The organism is Ulvibacter litoralis, assembly GCF_900102055.1.
GTDB lineage: Bacteria > Bacteroidota > Bacteroidia > Flavobacteriales > Flavobacteriaceae > Ulvibacter > Ulvibacter litoralis.
In genome coordinates this window covers 432,888-447,795 of the sequence record NZ_FNBA01000003.1, presented here as the reverse complement: position 1 = coordinate 447,795, position 14,908 = coordinate 432,888, and the positions used below count along the sequence as shown (strand labels likewise).

15 protein-coding genes are annotated in these 14,908 nt (G+C 33.8%); 10 read left to right on the top strand and 5 right to left on the bottom strand.

From position 1 onward, the window contains the following. Nucleotides 1-4 precede the first annotated feature (4 nt). The 10 genes from BLQ00_RS12135 to BLQ00_RS12090 all read left to right on the top strand — a co-directional run bounded on the left by BLQ00_RS12135 (nucleotide 5) and on the right by BLQ00_RS12090 (nucleotide 6,895). Nucleotides 5-901 carry a hypothetical protein gene (locus tag BLQ00_RS12135; protein ID WP_093144564.1) on the top strand — a complete coding sequence of 299 codons (897 nt, stop codon included), beginning with the start codon at nucleotides 5-7 and terminating at the stop codon, nucleotides 899-901. Nucleotides 902-1,141: 240 nt separating this feature from the next. Further along, nucleotides 1,142-1,651 carry a DUF3124 domain-containing protein gene (locus tag BLQ00_RS12130; RefSeq protein ID WP_093144563.1) on the top strand — a complete coding sequence of 170 codons (510 nt, stop codon included), beginning with the start codon at nucleotides 1,142-1,144 and terminating at the stop codon, nucleotides 1,649-1,651. Between the two features lie 48 nt (nucleotides 1,652-1,699). Continuing rightward, nucleotides 1,700-2,533, top strand: coding sequence for a hypothetical protein (locus BLQ00_RS12125; RefSeq protein WP_093144562.1), 834 nt, complete (start codon nucleotides 1,700-1,702; stop codon nucleotides 2,531-2,533). A gap of 47 nt (nucleotides 2,534-2,580) precedes the next feature. Further along, on the top strand, nucleotides 2,581-3,144 hold the full coding sequence (locus BLQ00_RS12120) for a DUF4256 domain-containing protein (protein WP_093144561.1): 564 nt from the start codon (nucleotides 2,581-2,583) through the stop codon (nucleotides 3,142-3,144). Between the two features lie 38 nt (nucleotides 3,145-3,182). Beyond that, nucleotides 3,183-3,677: a MepB family protein gene (locus tag BLQ00_RS12115; protein WP_093144560.1), complete on the top strand. Its 495-nt coding sequence runs from the start codon at nucleotides 3,183-3,185 to the stop codon at nucleotides 3,675-3,677. 74 nt (nucleotides 3,678-3,751) lie between these two features. Beyond that, nucleotides 3,752-4,081, top strand: a complete 330-nt coding sequence (locus BLQ00_RS12110; RefSeq protein ID WP_093144559.1) for an ArsR/SmtB family transcription factor — start codon at nucleotides 3,752-3,754, stop codon at nucleotides 4,079-4,081. 47 nt (nucleotides 4,082-4,128) lie between these two features. Beyond that, the gene (locus BLQ00_RS12105) at nucleotides 4,129-4,596 is read left to right on the top strand and encodes a DUF6428 family protein (RefSeq protein ID WP_093144558.1); all 468 of its coding nucleotides are present in this window, start codon (nucleotides 4,129-4,131) and stop codon (nucleotides 4,594-4,596) included. A gap of 9 nt (nucleotides 4,597-4,605) precedes the next feature. Next, nucleotides 4,606-5,094, top strand: a complete 489-nt coding sequence (locus tag BLQ00_RS12100) for a GNAT family N-acetyltransferase (protein WP_093144557.1) — start codon at nucleotides 4,606-4,608, stop codon at nucleotides 5,092-5,094. Between the two features lie 370 nt (nucleotides 5,095-5,464). Next, nucleotides 5,465-6,133, top strand: a complete 669-nt coding sequence (locus BLQ00_RS12095) for a C1q-like domain-containing protein (RefSeq protein ID WP_093144556.1) — start codon at nucleotides 5,465-5,467, stop codon at nucleotides 6,131-6,133. A gap of 144 nt (nucleotides 6,134-6,277) precedes the next feature. Further along, nucleotides 6,278-6,895 (top strand): hypothetical protein, encoded by a 618-nt coding sequence (locus BLQ00_RS12090; protein ID WP_139149406.1) that lies wholly within the window; start codon nucleotides 6,278-6,280, stop codon nucleotides 6,893-6,895. 60 nt (nucleotides 6,896-6,955) lie between these two features. On the opposite strand, the gene BLQ00_RS12085 is transcribed toward BLQ00_RS12090, so the two are convergent. The 5 genes from BLQ00_RS12085 to BLQ00_RS12065 form a co-directional block, all read right to left on the bottom strand. Further along, the gene (locus BLQ00_RS12085; RefSeq protein ID WP_093144670.1) at nucleotides 6,956-9,220 is read right to left on the bottom strand and encodes an aconitate hydratase; all 2,265 of its coding nucleotides are present in this window, start codon (nucleotides 9,218-9,220) and stop codon (nucleotides 6,956-6,958) included. A 287-nt stretch (nucleotides 9,221-9,507) separates the two neighbouring features. Continuing rightward, nucleotides 9,508-10,461 (bottom strand): AAA family ATPase, encoded by a 954-nt coding sequence (locus tag BLQ00_RS12080; RefSeq protein ID WP_093144554.1) that lies wholly within the window; start codon nucleotides 10,459-10,461, stop codon nucleotides 9,508-9,510. A 14-nt stretch (nucleotides 10,462-10,475) separates the two neighbouring features. Beyond that, complete coding sequence (locus BLQ00_RS12075; protein WP_229792641.1) at nucleotides 10,476-11,945, bottom strand: peptidylprolyl isomerase; 1,470 nt, start codon at nucleotides 11,943-11,945, stop codon at nucleotides 10,476-10,478. After that, a complete protein-coding gene (locus BLQ00_RS12070; protein WP_093144552.1) occupies nucleotides 11,917-12,771 on the bottom strand; it encodes a peptidylprolyl isomerase in 855 nt (284 codons plus the stop codon). Before BLQ00_RS12070 ends, BLQ00_RS12075 begins: the two co-directional genes overlap by 29 nt. Further along, nucleotides 12,771-14,726: a peptidylprolyl isomerase gene (locus tag BLQ00_RS12065; RefSeq protein WP_093144551.1), complete on the bottom strand. Its 1,956-nt coding sequence runs from the start codon at nucleotides 14,724-14,726 to the stop codon at nucleotides 12,771-12,773. Before BLQ00_RS12065 ends, BLQ00_RS12070 begins: the two co-directional genes overlap by 1 nt. Nucleotides 14,727-14,908 lie beyond the last annotated feature (182 nt).

The window sequence follows — 14,908 nt, the reverse complement described above, 5'->3', positions numbered from 1 at the left end:
TATAATGAAACAATTTCTCACCTATTTATTTTCTCTTGTTGCTCTAACCTTGGCATTACTCTACTGCTGTGATTTTTTATACACCCAAGTATATATTAATGCAACTCCAAGAAACAAACTGCAGTACATTATAGAGACAGAGAATGAAAATTTTGATGTTGTTTTCTTAGGTTCCTCTAGAGTTGCAAACCACATTGACACCGAGCTATTTGAGAATCTTTCTAACAAAAAAACAATCAATTTAGGCGTTGAAGGTGCGGGATTAAATGACAATCTTTTACAATTGAAACTTCTTATAGCTAAAAACACTGTCAAAACTATTTACCTGCAGATTGACACTAATTTTGAAAGCGAAAACCCCTCCAATATCGTTATCTCTGAAGCGATGCCTTTTATTAGTAACCCTATTGTAAAAAATCATGTCAAAAAATATTTCAATAACTTCAATAAACTAACCTATATTCCTTTTTATAGATATGCTATTAATGATCCCAAAATAGGTTTTCGAGAGTTCTTCTTATCGCTCATAAATAAAAAACCTAGAATTGCTCCAAGTAATGGATTTGCTCCAAAATTCGGAAACAGAACGCCTCTTAGAGGACACAATTTACCGATAACGATAAAGCAAGAAAATAGTGTTTTAAACGAATTCATTGAGATTTGTAAAAAAAATGAAATACAATTATTACTATATACTTCTCCGTATTGCAGTAGCACTAATAATTTAAATTATTTTGAAAAACTAACTTTAAAAATACCTGGTTTAATTAATTACTCTAAAGGTTTTAATGACACTCTATTTTTTAATTGTGGTCATTTAAACAACAAAGGTGCTCAAGAATTTACAAATTTGCTTTATATCACTACAAAAAACAAACTCATTTCCGATGCCAAAAAGTAAATACAGACAACGAACTACTTATAAATAAGTAAGAGATATTAGTATAAAAATAGCTTCAAACAAGTTTCCATTCTTACCATTCTCATTTATTATTGGTTAAAAAATATAGTACCTTAGCTACTAAGAACAATGTAGCCGTTAAACCTTCAAAAGCAAAGAACATTTAATTGTTTCTTTTTTGAAGAAAAAGAATATAGTACAGCGTTTTATTTCAGAATAATTCAAAAAAACCGATAACGTATGAAGCAAATAGTAGCACTATTACTTCTTATTACGAGTGTAATAAGTTGTGTTGAACCAGAAAAAAGTAGTGAAATACATACCGAAAACTGGTCCAAAAGAAGCGTAGAGATCCCTAAAAAAGACAGCCTTGAAGTTGGTAAATCATACCTTTCAATATACTCACAGATTTACAGTCTTTCAGAAAAAAGAACACATAATTTAACCGTAATGGTAAGTTTAAGAAATACGAGCGACTCAGATACAATATATGTTTCAAAAGCGAATCACTATGACACACATGGAGAATCTATTCGAGAATATATTAAAAGCCCTATTTACTTAGCGCCTATGGAAACTGCTGAAATAATTATAGACGAAAAAGACACTTCGGGAGGCACTGGAGGTAACTTTATATTTGAATGGTACACCCCAAAAGATGTCGCCGAACCTTTATTTGAAGGACTAATGAGTTCTACAATGGGAAAACAAGGTCTTTCTTTTATTACACAAGCAATCCGCATTAAGTAACACAGCTACGCACTTCAAAAAACGCTTACAAACATTAAATTATTCTAAATGAAATTATCCCTTTTAACAGCCATTATCTTAAGTACTGTCCTTTTATCTTGCAACGACAAGAATCAATCAAAGTCAAACGAAATTACCGAAACAGTAGAAACCGCAACTCCTACATTTCAGAACAAAGGTCAAGAACTTGTGTACACTATGATGCAAAAAGTAGGTGATTATAACACACTCCGTGAACATAAAGATGTTGTTTACACGTATCATTACCAAACACCCGATGGCAAGGCTGATATTTCAACCGAAAAGTACCTTTTTGATGGTGAACTTTCGTACGGATCGTATCAAAAACACGAACGAACTTTTGCCGATTTAGAAGGGCATATTGAACAAGGATATGACGGTAGTGAATACTGGCTAAAACACAATGGTACGGTTCTAAATGACACAACAAGATTGAAAAAAGTAGCCTTTAATAGACCAACTAACTTTTATTGGTTTACCATGTTTCAAAAACTATCAGATCCAAGCGTGAATTATGAATATTTAAAAGAGGAAACAATTAATAACGTAGCGTATGATGTTGTTAAAGTAAGTTTTCAATCTGTTGAAAATAAACCTACAGATATTTACCAACTATACATAAATAAAGAAACCTCTTTAGTTGATCAGTTTCTATTTACTGTAGCCGATTTTGGTGTTCTAGATACGCCAAGATTAATGACACTTCAGTACGAAGAAGTGGATGGAATGTTACTTCCTACTAAGAGACTTTATAAAAAATCCAATTGGAACGCAGATGTTTCCGAAGAACCATGGATACAGGTAAATTGGTCAGACATTAAGTTCAATAACAATTTGAGTAAAGATGATTTTAAAAAATAAGACATTACTTTACCGCTAAAACTTTTTATACCTAAAACGACACCGCCATGGCAACAAAAAAAGAATTGTTACCAGAACAACAGGAGCCTTTTTTAGAAACGCTTAAATCTCGTTTTGACCAAAACCCAAATCGACATAAAGGGCTTGAATGGCCTAAAGTGCTTGTAAAACTTCAGGCAAATAGTGAAAAACTTTGGTCGTTGTATGAAATGGAAAAAACTGAAGGTGAACCAAATGTCGTAGGTTATGACGCCAAAACAGACGAATATATTTTTTACGATTGCGCTGCTGAAAGTCCGAAAGGTCGCAGAAGCCTTTGTTACGACCAAGAGGCATTAGCCTCAAGAAAAGCGAACAAACCAAAGAACAATGTGATCGACATGGCTAATAGTATGGGAATTGAATTGTTAGACGAACAAGAATACAAAGCACTTCAAAAACTAGGAACTTTTGACGCTAAAACATCTAGTTGGCTAAAAACACCCGACAGTATAAGGTCGTTAGGAGGTGCTATTTTCGGCGATTTCAGGTTTGGAAGAGTCTTTATATATCACAATGGCGCACAATCGTACTATGCAGGGAGAGCCTTTAGAGGCTCACTTAGAGTTTAAATCAGCTATTTTTTTCGCATTTCTTGATAATAACATTCATGGATAGTAATTTCAATAAAATACGTGCCGAAGTGTATGATAGGTGTAACTTCGAAATATCAAATTACAGTATTGAGTCCGAAAGTCAAGAGTATGCTGCCTCTCGTTTTGAATTAAACGGACGTAAAATACGCTATCGAAACGCTAAAGTTACTCCTAAAAAAATAGGGCAATTTGTTACTTACTGGAAAAGGAATAGCAATGGAATAACCGAACCGCTTCAGGAAACAGATGAAATTGATTTTTATGTAATAACAGCATGTTTCAATAATCAATTTGGTCAGTTTGTATTTCCAAAATCGATACTTATAAAAAAAGGAATTATCTCTTCGGAAACAAAACAAGGCAAGAGAGGCTTTAGAGTATATCCTATTTGGGACAAGGTAACAAGTAAGCAAGCAAAAAAAACACAAGATTGGCAGCTGAAGTATTTTTACTTATGCAATGAACATACTAATTTAAAAGAAGTAAACAAGCTATTCTGCGCGCGCTAAATTGAAATTTCTACGAAAACATTTTGACACTATCTTTATTAATCGTAATATTGCAATGAATTAATATAGAGAAAATGGGATTAGCCAAAACTGAAATGTTTACAGATGAACAAAACAAGATTGCTCTTTTTGCAAAAGTGTTTGGACACCCAGCTAGAGTAGCAATTTTGCAACACTTATTTAAAATTAATGCCTGCGTCTGCGGCGATTTAGTAAACGAAATAGGACTCGCACAACCTACCATCTCTCAACATTTAAAAGAGTTAAAGAACCTCGGACTTATTAAAGGAACCATTGAAGGAACAAGTGTTTGCTATTGCATACATCCTGAAAATTGGACTGCAATGAAAGAGGTAATGTTTCAGTTTTTAAATCAAGACATTTCAAAGACCGATTGCTGTTAAAAGAATTTAACTAATCGATCGTACAATCGCAATAAACAAATATAATTATGAGACTTTCAGAAATTAAAAACGAATTAAATAATTTAGATAAAATTGCATTTCAATTACCAAATGGAGAATTGGTTCCTAATCACTTTCATGTGACCGAAGTTGGAAAAATTACCAAACACTTTATTGATTGTGGCGGAACAGTTCGGAACGAAGAAGTAGCTAACTTTCAATTATGGAATGCAAATGATTATGACCATAGATTACATCCTGAAAAGTTGTTAAAAATTATTGAGCTTTCTGAAAAAATATTAGAAATTGGAGACTTAGAAATTGAAGTAGAATACCAAGCAGACACAATTGGAAAGTTCGGATTGGATTTTGACGGAACCAACTTCTTACTAACTTCGAAACAAACAGACTGTTTGGCTAAAGACAAGTGTGGCATACCTTCAGAAAAGCAAAAATTAAGTTTTTCAGACTTACAACCAGCAAATTCTTGCGATCCAAATAGCGGTTGTTGCTAAGTTTTATAAATGAAATTTTCAGAAATAAACAAAGACAATTACAAGCAAGTTTCCGATATATATAGGTCGGGAATTAAAACTGAAAATGCAACTTTCGAAGTCAACGTGCCTTCATTTGAAGCCTGGGATCAAAAATACTTACCATTTGGTCGTATCATTATTCATAAAGATGAAATTGTATTAGGTTGGGCATCGCTCGCTAAAGTTTCTGACAGACTTGTTTATAAAGGCGTTGCTGAAGTTAGCGTGTATGTTTCACCAAATGCACAAGGCAAAGGCACTGGCACAAAACTTCTAAAGAAGCTAATTGAAATTAGTGAATCTGAAGGCATTTGGACCTTACAATGTGGCATCATGCGCGAAAATGTAGCAAGTATACAATTACATAAAAAATGCGGATTTCGTGAAATTGGTTATCGCGAAAAGGTTGGGAAATTAAACAATGTTTGGCGAGACAATGTCATTATGGAACGAAGAAGTAAGGTCGTTGGTCTTTAAAAATTAAATATCAGAAAGCACTTTCAGAAAAGAAAGACACCGTTTATTAAATTCAATCTTCAAAACAATAACTGCTCCTACTATACTAAAATCTAGACTTACAGTGAGCAGGGGTTACTCATAATTCCCTGAAAATTACACTTAATATATAGGAGTAGTAAAATATTCTTTTGAGCTAATCTACATTCCTCAAAACCAACAAACAAACCTATTATTTTTAATACAACCTAAAAACCAAAAACTATTCATTAACAAAAACATACCATTCAACGACACAAATATGTTATTTATCGATAAAATATGCTCTTAAACGATTAAATTATACTTTTACATAGTACTAAAGAAATAATTATCTTAAAAATTTACTACTATGAAGATCAAATTACTTTTACTATTAGCATTTACTTGTGCAACTACTATGGCGCAAGTTGGAATTGGAACAACAGAACCAACCGCTTCATTAGATATTAATGGAAATCTACGTATTAGAGGAATTTCTGAGGAAATGGAACCAGAAATAGCAAAAGACTCTATACTTGTAATATCAAGAAATGGTCTTGTCAACAGAATCTCTTCAAAAAAGGTTTTAGAATCTACACTTAAAACTACAGCTAAAGCAAATTTTACAACTGGAAGTCCAACCATTTCTTTATCAATCTTATCGAACACAGCGACCATTCCTTTCGATAATGTAGCATTCGACACCAATAATGAATACAATGCGACTACTTATACTTACACAGCCAAACAAGATGGTATTTATGATATCTACGCACAAATTAAAGCAAGTTCTGGTATTTCGGTTGCGACAAATTTTGGTTTATCTATTACTAAAAATGGAACAGTTGTAGCCGAAAATAGCTATGCCAATATTGAACTATTAGGTGTAAACGTTACCTCTCCTATGAGAAATGTACAAACCTTATTACAGCTATCAGAAAATGATACTGTGACGTTTGAGATAACAACAGATTTAATCTCTGTAGACTTACTAAATAGTGAAAAAGATTGTTTTTTCACGATTCAGCAAATACGATAATAGCGATAGTACAAACACTTAATCGATAATAATACACCTTTTGTCGTGTTATTAATCAAAAAAAGGTATATTTGCATATACCTCACTATTAGACAAATACAATAAGCCCCCCTTATGTACTTAAAAGCTATAGTAATCTTTTTTTTGAGTTTTTCCTCCCTTGCACAAGTCGGTATTGGAACTACAGAACCTACCGCTGCATTAGATATAAATGGAACGTTACGTATTAGAGAATTTTCTGAAGAAACGAATGTTGCCATTGCTAAAGACTCAATATTAGTAATTTCTAGAAATGGAAATGTAAGTAGAATTTCTTCAAAAAAAATAATTGAAAGTTCTTTAGTCACCTCTATTAAAGGCCATATAGAATCGAGCACAAATGTTTCCATTCCAGTTATTGATGGTGTTGTCAAAGTTCCTTATAATGATATGGAATTTGACATGAATGATGAATTTGATACAAATACAGCTACTTTTACTGCCAAACAAGATGGTATTTACCATGTATTTGCTCAAATAAAAACACGCAGTACTATTGCTGTTTCTCAAGAAGTTGGAATCATGATATTAAAAAACGGATCGATTATTTCTAAAAACAGTTATGCGAATGTAGGTATCTCTCCTCCTATTCGGAGTACGCAATCGTTGGTAAAACTAAATGCAAATGAAACAATCTCCTTTAATATCATTAGTAGCTTAGAAAGCATTTCAATGTATGCTAACAAGGATGAAAGTTATTTTACAATACACCAAATACGCTAAATAATAGCTATAAAAAAAGGCTCCTAAACGGAGCCTTTTTTTTGTTATATACTTAAAGAGTTATGCATTTTGCTTTTTAATCAAGTTTAAAGCAGATCCTTCACGGTACCAATCAATTTGTGGTTGGTTATAGGTATGATTTGCAATAATTGTGTCTTTACTACCATCTGCATGAACAACTTCAATTGTTAATGGTTTATTTGGTGCAAAGTCAGCAATATCGATGAAGTTAAACGTATCATCTTCTTGAATTTTATCATAATCAGATTCCGTTGCAAACGTTAATCCTAACATCCCTTGTTTTTTAAGGTTTGTTTCGTGGATACGTGCAAATGACTTCACCAACACCGCAGCTACACCTAAAAATCTAGGTTGCATTGCAGCATGCTCACGAGAAGAACCTTCACCATAATTGTGATCTCCCACAACGATTGTTTTAATTCCTTGTGCTTTATAGGTACGTTGTACGTCTGGCACACCTCCATATTCACCATCTAACTGGCTTTTTACAAAATTCGTTTTCTTATTAAAAGCATTAACCGCTCCAATTAATGTGTTGTTAGAGATATTATCTAAATGCCCTCTATAACGTAACCATGGTCCTGCCATTGAGATATGGTCGGTAGTACATTTACCAAAAGCTTTGATTAATAATTTAACTCCCATAAGCTCACTATCCTGAATTGGCACAAACGGCTCTAGCAATTGTAATCTTTCTGAAGAAGGACTTACTTTTACTACAATTCCACTTCCATCTGCTACAGGTTCTAGATACCCAGCATCTTCTACATCAAATCCTTTTGGAGGTAACTCAAGACCTACAGGAATGTCCAATTTCACTTCCTGTCCATCTTCATTCAGTAACGTATCGTTCATTGGATCAAAGTCCAAACGCCCTGAAATTGCAATAGCAGCTACCATTTCTGGTGAACCCACAAAGGCATGCGTATTTGGATTTCCATCAGCACGTTTTGAGAAGTTTCTATTAAACGAGTGTACAATTGTATTCTTTTCTTCTCCTTTTCTATCACTTCTATCCCATTGACCAATACAAGGTCCACAAGCATTTGTGAAAATTGTTGCTCCTAGGTTTTCAAATACTGAAAGTAATCCGTCACGCTCTGCAGTAAATCTAATTTGCTCAGATCCGGGATTGATTCCGAAGTCACTTTTAGGTTTTAATTTTTTATCGATTGCTTGTTGTGCAATAGAAGCTGCTCGTGATAAATCTTCGTATGATGAGTTAGTACAAGAACCAATTAATCCCCAATCCACTTTTAAAGGCCATCCATTCGTTTTCGCTTTTTCACCAAGTTGACCAACTGGAGTTGCTAAATCTGGAGTAAAAGGCCCATTAAGGTGTGGACGTAATGTGTTTAAGTCGATTTCAATTACTTCATCGAAGTATTGCTCAGGATTTGCATATACCTCATCATCACCTGTTAAATACGCTCTAATCTTGTTAGCTTCATCTGCAATGTCTGCTCTTTCCGTAGCACGTAAGAAACGCTCCATAGAATCGTCATAGCCAAATGTTGAAGTGGTTGCTCCAATTTCAGCCCCCATATTACAGATTGTACCTTTACCAGTACAAGATAAATTTTTAGCTCCTGGTCCGAAGTACTCTACTATAGCACCAGTTCCACCTTTTACAGTAAGGATTCCGGCTACTTTTAAGATAACATCTTTAGAAGCTGTCCATCCATTTAATTCTCCTGTTAATTTAACACCTATTAATTTTGGGAATTTTAGTTCCCAAGGCATTCCAGCCATCACATCTACAGCATCTGCTCCACCAACTCCAATAGCCACCATTCCTAATCCACCTGCATTTACAGTATGCGAATCGGTACCAATCATCATTCCTCCAGGGAATGCATAGTTTTCTAAAACTACTTGGTGAATAATTCCAGCTCCAGGTTTCCAAAAACCAATTCCGTATTTATCTGAAACAGACTCTAAGAAGTCGAACACCTCATTACTTGTTTCGTTTGCGCGTTTTAAATCTTGTGTTGCTCCTTGCTTTGCTTGAATTAAGTGATCACAATGCACTGTTGTAGGCACTGCAACTTTATCTTTTCCTGCTTGCATAAATTGCAATAAAGCCATTTGAGCAGTTGCATCTTGACAAGCAATTCTATCCGGTGCAAAGTCTACGTAATCTTTTCCTCTTGAGAATGCCTTTGAAGGAACTCCATCCCAAAGGTGATTGTATAATATTTTTTCTGAAAGAGTTAAGGGTTTACCCACAATTTCACGTGCTTTGTCTACACGCTCTGCCATTTGCGCGTACACCTTTTTTATCATATCGATATCGAATGCCATAGTAATGCTTTTTGTTGTTTGTTGTAGTATTGACACCTAATCCATAAGGACAAGGTATCGTATCGCAAAAGTACAAAATTTTAAAATAATTTAAAAATAATTAAGAAACACTCTTAATTGTTGCGAATAATTCAAAAAATAGAGGTTTTTAAATCAAAAAAGTGATGATTTAATAATTTTGAATGTCTAAAAATGAGGATATATAAATTTATCAGCTTTTGAAGCTTCTTTATTATTAATCTCAATTTTATGAAAATGAAAATATTTCCGAAGAAAAACGAAGTATCTTAAAATAAACTTTGAATAATTTCTTCAATCGACAATCCTTCTGCCTCAGCTTTGTAATTTTTAATCATACGATGCCTTAAGATACCGATTGCTGATTTTTGAACATCTTCTATATCTGGAGAAAACTTTCCGTGAAGCACCGCATTTGTTTTTGCAGCTAATATTAAATTCTGTGAAGCTCTAGGCCCTGCCCCCCAATCAATATAGTTTTTCACTATTTCTGGAGCTGCCTGACTTTTAGGTCTTGTTTTTCCAACTAAGGTAACAGCGTACTCAATAACATTATCTGCTACTGGTATTCTTCTTATCAATTGCTGATAATCTATAATTTCTTGAGCAGTAAACAAAGCATTTACAGAAGCTGTTACTCCTGCTGTTGTGTTTTTTACTACTTCTACCTCTTCCGAAAAAGTTGGGTATTCTAGATTTATAGCAAACATGAAACGGTCTAATTGAGCTTCTGGTAATGGATACGTTCCTTCTTGTTCAATTGGGTTTTGTGTTGCTAATACAAAGTAAGGTAAGTCTAATTTATAATGATTTCCTGCAACCGTTACTGCGCGTTCTTGCATTGCTTCTAATAAAGCCGCCTGTGTTTTTGGAGGTGTACGATTAATCTCATCGGCCAAAATGATATTAGAAAAAATAGGGCCTTTAATAAATTTAAACTCTCTGTTTTTGTCTAATATTTCAGATCCTAAAATATCACTAGGCATTAAATCTGGCGTAAACTGAATACGCTTAAATTTAAGCCCTAACGCTTCTGCAACAGTATTTACCAACAACGTTTTAGCAAGTCCAGGCACTCCTATTAGTAGGGCGTGACCTCCAGAAAAGACAGACAATAGAACTTGTTCTACTACTTCATCTTGTCCTACTATTACCTTTTTAATTTCTTGCCTAAGGGCATCGTATTTTGAAACTAATTGTTTGACCGCTGCTACGTCTGACATACACTTTTACAGATTTATTTTTTTAACCAATTGCCGATAAACTCACAAGATTGATAATCCTCATTAACATTTACGTAAGTTTCATCAATTTTTTCTTTTTGCCAAGTTTCGATGGCTTTAATTTTCTTTTGCTTCAATGCTAACTCTTGTATCTTTTCGTAGTCTTTTACGTAATCTGCAGGATGTTCTTCGTCACGTTTTGTAATGGTAAGTATTTTAAATTTACTACGTCCCGTTCTGTCTCTATCTGTATAAACCTTTGAAACTTCTCCTTCTTTTAAATTATATACTTGAGCACTTAATGTTGGATCCATCTTAGTTAAATCGAAACGAGTATCAAAGGTTGTAGGATTGATTAATTGCCCCCCGTTATTACGTGTCTCTTTTTCGTCTGAAAAACGTCTTGCAGCTTCAGCAAATGTAAGCTCACCAGAAGTAATTAAACCTTTAATAGAGTCCATTTTAGCTGCTGCTTTATCAATAACATCTTGAGACACTTCAGGGAATAATAATACGTGACGTACATCTACTTCTTGACCTCTAATTTTATCTACTGTCAATATATGAAATCCAAAATCGGTTTCGAAAGGCTCGCTAATTTCCCCTTCCAACAAAGAGAATGCTTGATCCTTAAACTCTTTAGCCATCGGACCGTTACGCTTGATTCCTGGATACAAACCTCCTCTAGAAGCAGAACCTGGATCTTTAGAATACAATACTGCTTTAGTTGCAAAGCTAGAGCCATTTTCCAGAACATCTTCTCGCATTTGATTAAGGCGCTCAATTACGTTTTCTTTTGCTTCTTCGGTAATACTAGGCTCTATAACAATTTGAGCGACCTCTACCTCTGCACTAAAAAATGGGCGTTCGTCTTCGGGTATAGAATAGAAAAATGTTCGTACTTCTTCAGGAGTTACTTCTACATTTTCAACAACCTTTGCTTGCATTCTATTTGCCAGTTCAATGTCTTTTTTTGCTTGAAAAAGATCTTTACGAAGTTCTGCCATAGTCTCCTTACGATAGTACTTAACTACTTTATCTTCACTTCCAATTTCACTTACCATATATTGAATAAGTTGATCTACTTGTGGATTTACCTCAGCATCGGAAATCATAATACTATCCTGCTTTGCTTGGTGCAAATACAGCTTATCCTCCATCAATTTTCCCATTAACTCACAACGAGTAATATCTTCAATAGAAACTCCTGTACTTTGTAATTCGACATAACTCTTATCGATGTCACTATCTAAAATTACATACTCCCCAATTACTGCAGAAACTCCTTCAGCTTTATATCGTTTAAATGGAAGTGTGGTATCATTACCTTTAACAGCAGCCGAAACTTCTGTTATCATGGTGTTCTCTTTCACTACTCCGGTACTATCTACAACGACAACTTCTTGTCCTAAAACAATTGTTTGTATGCAGAAAAGAATTAGTGCTAAAAGAAGGCTATTGGGGGTTGTAAATTTCAAAGTCATTATTTTTAATCGCATCTTTTGTAATATCTTTTTCAAGTTTTTTTGTTAGCTCAAGCTTTCTTTTGTTCAATATAATTTGTTCTATCGTAGGTTTTATATAAGAAAGTGGCGCTATATCTTTAGGATTTAACAGATCCTCAATTTTCACCAAATATACTCCTATTGAATCTTGTAATTGCGTAAAATTAGATTTTTTTAACACTTGATTGCTATTTGATTGCACTATTGGCAACACTTTAAACAATGTCTCTTTTTCAACCCAAACCGAATCATTTAAGTTTGCCGATTTAAACTGTAAAGCAAGGTCACTTAATTCTTTTTTGTCTTTAGTATTAAAGCGCAAAAACTTCTCTTTTATTTGGTTTAGATTGGTAAAGTTTTTATCTAAAAAAAGATACCTTATTTTCACCAAGGCATCGTTAAGCTTAAAGTTTTCCTTATTGGCCTCGTAGAAGCTCTTTAGTGTCGTATCTAGAATAACACTATCCAATTGCTTCGCAACAATAATACTTTTATAAGCTTCTGTAAACAAATCATCCTTATACTGCAATACAAGCTTTTCGTAGCCATTTTGCTTTTCCTGCGGAAGGTTAATTTTGGCTTGCGAAATTAGCAATTGCTGGGTAGCCCAACGGTTAATGTAATTCCCAATAATAAGGGTGCTATCTTCTTTTGAAGTTCCTTCAGAAACTAAGTCTAATAAATCTTCTTTATACAAATAACTATCATTAACTCTAGCCACAGGCACTTTATCTGTTCCTTGCTCAAAATAATTGCAAGAAACAAATAGGACACTGCTAAAAAAAATAAAGAGTACTCTATGCATTAAGAATCTAGTTCCTTTTTAAGTCGTTTTAGTGCTTTTTTATGAATTTCCACATTGTATTTAGCACGTAATGAATCCATCCACTTCTTCTCTAAGAAGGTTTGATAATCGCTCATTACTTTTCCTTTAATCATATTAAGCGATTTAATCCCTTCCGGTAGCACCTTTTTTACATCTACAACAACAAAACCTTCATTATGGTTGTACACTTTAGAAACACCTTCTGTAAATTCAAAATCGGCAGGAAGTTCTCTTTGTCCTTTTTCAAAATCACCTTCAGAAATAATAACATTTACAGTATCATTTGTGTTTACCGCTTTTTTAATTTCTTCGGAAGTTTTGCCGTCTTTTAACAATGCTTGTACTTGCGTTGCAACATCCGAACTCGATGTTGAGATAAGGGTAGCTTGCACACGCTCATTCCAAATATAATTTTGTTTGTGACCTTCGTAGTAATTTTCTAACCCAACAGTGTCTTTTTTGGCTTTCTCCCAAATATTTCTGTTCATTACATCAAAAATTAAAAGCCCGTTTCTGTATTCATTTAAAGTAGCCGCATACTCTTCGTTTTCGAATTCAAGGTTTTCTTTGTAGAAATCTTTTAGTTCCTCTGTTTCAAACTCGTCGTAGAAGCTTGTCAATACATTCATTTTTGTTTTGAAAGATGTAGGAGAACGTTGACGGTTATTAATATATGCTGCAAAATCGTTAAACGTTACCTCTTTCGATTCAATCGTAAAAATCACTTTATCTTCAGAAGCAGGAATCGTATCATATCTCCATCTTCTTTTTAGTACTGCATCGTCAACATAAGTATCAAAAAATGGAATGTAATCGTTTACAACTTTAAAATCGTATTTATCTTTAATTTTCGCTCCTATTGCCGAACTAACAATTTTTGAACGAATTCCGCTTTTTACTTGTTTCAACAAAGACTCTTCTTCTTCCTCAAAAGTTGGTGTAGTTTTTATTTCATCCAAACGAATTAAATGCCAACCAAATTTAGATTTAATAGGCTCTGAAATATCCCCAACATTTTTAAGTTTATACGCTGCATCTTCAAATTTTGGAGCACGTAATTGTCCTTTTCTAAATGCGTTTAACTGACCGCCATGCTTTGCCGAATTCTTATCATCAGAATACTGTTTAGCCAAACTCTCAAACGATTCACCTTGTGCTAGCAATGCTTTAATTTCATTAATTCGCTCTTCTGGATCGAAGGTTCTATCATTTCCATTATCGGCAATCATCAAATGCGAAACCACGATAGGAGTAGCTCTTTCACGTCTGTCGTTTACTTTGATAATGTGATACCCGAACTGAGTTCTAACAATTTCTGAAACCTCTCCTACTTTTGTATTGTATGCCATTGTTTCAAATGGATACACCATTGAGAATGCAGAAAAATATCCTAAACTTCCAGCAGACTTACTTGCATTTGGCTCTTCAGAATTCTCTTTAGCCAAAGTTTCAAAGTCTTCGCCTGCTTTTGCTCTATCGTAAATCTTTTTAATTTTGTTGTACGCCTTTAATGTGTCTTGTGGCGTATCGTCATAGGTTGCTAAAATTAAAATATGGTTTGCATTAATCTCTTCCAAACTTCTTTCGTAGGCCTCTTCTGCTAATTCTTTTGTTAGCTTATCCTCGAAAATATACCCTCGTGCTAATTGACTTTGGTATTTATCAAACTCAACTACATATCTTTTTTCTTTATCTAAGCCTTCATTATAAGCCTCAGCAACTTTCAATTTGTAATCTATAAAAAGATCTAAATATCCATCAACACTCTTTTGATTTTCGTCTTTTACTAAGTCTAAATTTTTATTAAACACTCTTTTAAACTCTGAAATATAAACAGGTTTATCATCAATAGTTAACAATACATCTTTCTTATTTTGTGCGTAAGACATGCTTAAAGCAAAAAATAATACTATAAAGCCAAAATATTTTTTCATTTTTTTTTTGAAAATAAATTAATAAAACTGAAGTGGAGCAAAAATAACAAAAAGCAGGTGTTCCACAAGTATCTTTTCCTAACGAATTTTGCAGTAATCTAGTACCTTAGAAGCCCATAAATTACCGATCAATTTGTAAATTGCATTTCTAATTTATTTCCGATTAAGTTTTTCTGAAACTC